This is a genomic window from Georgenia sp. EYE_87 (assembly GCF_023148685.1).
Classification (GTDB): domain Bacteria; phylum Actinomycetota; class Actinomycetes; order Actinomycetales; family Actinomycetaceae; genus Georgenia.
This window is the reverse complement of sequence record NZ_JAHXNL010000027.1, coordinates 1-4194: the sequence shown is the minus strand read 5'-3', so window position 1 is coordinate 4194 and position 4194 is coordinate 1. Positions and strand designations below refer to the sequence as shown.

Annotated in this window: 3 protein-coding genes and 1 rRNA gene; 3 read left to right on the top strand and 1 reads right to left on the bottom strand. The window is 68.3% G+C overall.

Annotation, left to right across the window (positions count from 1 at the left end):
* The first annotated feature begins 3 nt into the window (after positions 1 to 3).
* Positions 4 to 120: ribosomal RNA gene (gene rrf, locus KZX45_RS19705) — 5S ribosomal RNA — on the top strand.
* 341 nt (positions 121 to 461) lie between these two features.
* Entirely contained in the window at positions 462 to 2096 is a 1635-nt protein-coding gene (locus KZX45_RS19700; RefSeq protein WP_248259459.1) for an IS1634 family transposase, read from the top strand.
* A 127-nt stretch (positions 2097 to 2223) separates the two neighbouring features.
* Here the strand turns inward: KZX45_RS19700 and KZX45_RS19695 are convergent, their stop codons facing one another.
* Positions 2224 to 2667, bottom strand: coding sequence for an ester cyclase (locus KZX45_RS19695; RefSeq protein WP_248259458.1), 444 nt, complete (start codon positions 2665 to 2667; stop codon positions 2224 to 2226).
* Between the two features lie 230 nt (positions 2668 to 2897).
* On the opposite strand from KZX45_RS19695, the gene KZX45_RS19690 reads away from it, so the two are divergent.
* Positions 2898 to 3716 (top strand): hypothetical protein, encoded by an 819-nt coding sequence (locus KZX45_RS19690; protein WP_248259457.1) that lies wholly within the window; start codon positions 2898 to 2900, stop codon positions 3714 to 3716.
* Positions 3717 to 4194 lie beyond the last annotated feature (478 nt).

The following is a 4194-nucleotide window of genomic DNA, read 5'->3' as shown; positions in this document are numbered from 1 at the left end:
AGTTACGGCGGTCATAGCGAGGGGGAAACGCCCGGTCCCATTCCGAACCCGGAAGCTAAGCCCCTCAGCGCCGATGGTACTGCACGGGAGACTGTGTGGGAGAGTAGGACACCGCCGAACACCCATTAAAGGAATGGCCCCCACCACCGGTGGGGGCCATTCCTGCATTCCCGCGACAACCCCTTCTGGTTCCGGCGTCCACCCGTGCGCTACCGGTTCCGGCGTAGACGGCGAACGCGAACAGCGTCCGGCTCCTGTGGGCATGGGCGACCGCGTGCGCATCGTTTTCTTCTCGGACCCGGTCGTTTCAAGCCGCGGCCCGGGCTCGTAGCGATGTATCGGGGCGCCCTCCTGAGTTGGCTCACGGGTGGACGGTTCGGAGCCCGGCACGGCTCTGACCTGCGGTGATGCGCTGGTGTTAGTGCGTTTTCACGCACTAACGGGTGGCCTATTCTCGCCGGGTGGCGTTCATCAGGCGGGTTCGCACGGCCTCGGGCGCGACGGCGGTTCAGATCGCGGAGTACGCCGACGGGCGGCAGCGGATCGTCACCCATGTCGGTTCCGCGCATACCGAGGCCGAGCTCGGGGTGTTGCTGGAGCGCGCCCGTGAGCTGCTGAAGGACCCGGCCCAGGGGGTGCTCGATCTCGACGTGGAGCCGGCTCCGCCGGTGGCACCGCTGACCCGGCCGGCCCGCGCGCCCGGGTTGTTCGACCCGCCGCAGCCGGGGCCGGACCAGGGCCGGGACGCTCCCGGCCGAGTCGTCTCCACCGACAGCCGCGTCCTGTTCGAGGCCCTCGCCGCGGTGTTCACCGCACTGGGTTTCGACGCCGTCGGCGACGAGGTGTTCCGGGACCTGGTCATCGCTCGGGTCGTGGAGCCCACATCGCTGCTCGACACAGGACGGGTGCTGCAGGACCTGGGCCGGGCCCCGGCCAGCTACGCGACGATGAAACGCACCCTGGCCCGGGCCGCGGCCGGCAGCTACCGCGAGCAGATCGCCACGGCCTGCTTCCAGCACGCCGTGACCAGCGGCGATGTCTCCCTCTGTTTGTACGACGTGACGACGTTGTACTTCGAGGCCGAGAAGGAGGACGACCTGCGCAAGGTCGGCTACTCCAAGGAACGCCGCGTCGACCCCCAGATCGTCGTCGGCCTGCTCGTCGACCGCCGCGGCTTCCCCCTCGAGATCGGCTGCTGGGAGGGCAACACCGCCGAGCAGACCACGATCATCCCGATCGTGAAGCAGTTCCAGGCCCGCCACGGCATCGAGGACATGGTCGTCGTCGCTGACGCCGGCATGCTCTCCGCCGAGAACCTGCGCGCGTTGGACGAGGCGAACCTGCGCTTCATCGTCGGCTCCAGGGTGACCAAGGCGCCGATGGACCTGGCCTCGCACTTCCGCTGGCACGGCGACGCGTTCACCGACGGTCAGCGCATCGACACCATCACGCCCAGGACCGGCCGCCGCAACGAAGACAACGACGCGGTGCGGGCCGAACCGGTCTGGGACCCCGAGCAGCACCCGGGGTCGTGGCGGGCGGTCTGGGCCTACTCGGCCAAACGTGCTGCCCGGGACGCGAAGACGCTGACCCTGCAGGAGAACAAGGCCCGCGCGGTCGTCGCCGGGGAGAAGGCCGCCCGCACCCCCCGCTTCGTCAAGACCAGCGGCGACGCCCGCACCCTGGACGAGACCGCTCTGGCCCGGGCCCGGCGCCTGGTCGGGCTCAAGGGCTACGTCAGCAACATCCCCGCCTCCTTGATGCCCGCCGCAGAGGTCATCAGCAGCTACCACGACCTGTGGAACGTCGAGCAGTCCTTCCGGATGAGCAAGACCGACCTGCGGGCCCGGCCGATGTTCCACCGCACCCGCGACGCCATCGAGGCCCACCTGACCATCGTCTTCGCCGCCCTGGCCGTCTCCCGCGAGATCCAGGCCCGCACCGGGCTAGCGATCCGCAACGTGATCCGCCAGCTCCGGCCGCTGCGCTCGGCGACCATCGCGATCAATGCCGCCACGCAGACCTTCGCCCCCGCCATCCCCGACGACAAACAGGCCATCCTCGACGCGATCGACGGGCCGAAACTCACGCACTAAGCGATTGAGCCAACTCAGGTTTCAAGCCGCGGCCCGGGCTCGTAGCGATGTATCGGGGCGCCCTCCGGGCGTACGTGTGACGGATCCCGGCGCGCGGCGGAGGGAAGCGGCCCGGGCGCACTTGCCCTCAGGGCCCTATTCCGAGCTGGGTCGCGACCCCGGTGGCGTCGAAGTATGACCGCTCCTCCGTGATCAGCCCGTCGGACGCCAGCAGCCAGAAGGTGCCGGTCTCGAAGGAGATTGGCCGCCTCGTAGCGGGGAGAGCACCTGCGGGCATGTGTAGTGGACCGTCGTTCACCGCACTCACTGCGATCTCGACGGCGACTCGGCCACCGCCCCCGACAGCTGGTCGCAGCAGCCGCCAGCGCATGTCTGGGAACGCGCGCAGAACTGCCATCTCGACGTTCCTGATGGCATTCCGGCCCCTCGAGGGCTCAGGAACGAACGGGTCGTAGACCACGGCGTCCTCGACGAAGAGCGCCATCCACGCATCCAAGTCGCGGTCGTTGAAGGTGTCCACGTAGCGGCGTGCCAGTTCCTGTCCCACCGTGGACATCTCATCTCGTGTCATCACGGACCCCGTTCCTTCGTCATCGGGATGATGGCTGCAAGCCAACGCCGTCGACAACCGGTCCGCCATGCCACGATCCTGGTATCGAGCAGGGAGGCGCGCGGGGGCGTGCCACATGTCAGGGTCAGAGCCGCGGGGCGCTACGCCGAGCAGATGGCGCTGGCACGGATCCGCCGGTTGTCGTGCGCCGGCCTCGACGCGCCGGTTACCTCAACGAGATAAACCCGATCGTGAACAGGCTGGTCCCCAACGGGACCGAGACGATTGACAGCCCCTTCTGGTTCACGCTCGACCCGGAGTCGGAGCTCGTCACGTGCATTTACGGTGAAGGCTGTGATGTCGACCCGGGTGACTACATGCGATGGGAACTTGCGGACGACTTCCTCGAGATCGCCGACGTCGTGCACAACCGGCGGGGCGTGCTGACACTGCATGAAGCCACCGACGGCCAGCCGGAACGGAGTCGGATCTACCTCGTGGTGATGGCGCCCAACGGGATGGCCCAAGAGCTGCTGGTCGCGCTGCGAACCAGCACGGGCGAGAGTTGGGGGATCACGCGCCTCAATCGCGCGCGGGGCGACCCGATGTTCTCGAACCCTGAGATCAGCTTCATGGCGGCTGCGGCGTCGCTGATCTCCGAGGGGGTCCGTCGCGGCCTGCTGGTTGGTGAGGCCACCGAGCCGGAGCAGCCGGAGGCTCCGGGCCTGGTCGTTCTGACGCTCGACGGCGAGGTGGAGTCGCAGAGCCTGACGGCGGCTGAGTGGTTCTCACGCCTGCCCGACGACAACGGGCGCCAGGACGGGGTGCCAACCTGTGTTCTCACCGCCGCCACAGCAGCGCTGCGCGACGCCGTGCGCGGCAAAGTTGGCGGCTCGTCAACGGCGCGGGTGCCGATGAGGGACGGAGGGTGGGCGGCAGTCCAAGGAGTCGTCATGAGCACGGACCGAGACTCGAGGGTGACAGTGATCATCCAGCCGGTACACCCCGACCGGCTCGCGCCGCTGCTGATGTCCATCTACGGACTGATGTGGAACGGCTCTGTCAAGTAGGGGGATTCCGCGTAGTCGCCCTGGTTCTGGGCGCGGGCGTGCGGGGTCAAGGGCGGCCGTAGGCCGTCGCGGAGCGATCGCGTAGCGACCCTTGAGGCCGTGGGTGCGCGTCCAGAATCCTGTGGTGGCGCGGACAGGTGGGACCCTGGTTAACGCTGTGGGGTTGTCTTGCCGAGGGGGGCTCACGGGTGGGCCGGTGGTGGACGGGCGAGATAGCCACGCGCCGGGCCCTGTGTGGTGGCCTGGCCGTCAGACTGATGTTCGCGGGTTGGTGCCGCCATGTCGGCGTTTCGCAGGTGGGTGCCCCTGACTGAGCGCGCCCGGGTGGGCGGGCATAGTCCTGACGGGGATGGGCCCTGACCCTGGTTCTTGGACACGCTGAATCCCGCAACGTGCGGGAGAGAGCGAGAATCAAGAACCATGGCCCGTAAGAACTACTCCGATGAGTTCCGTCGGCAGGCCGTCGACCTGTACGAGT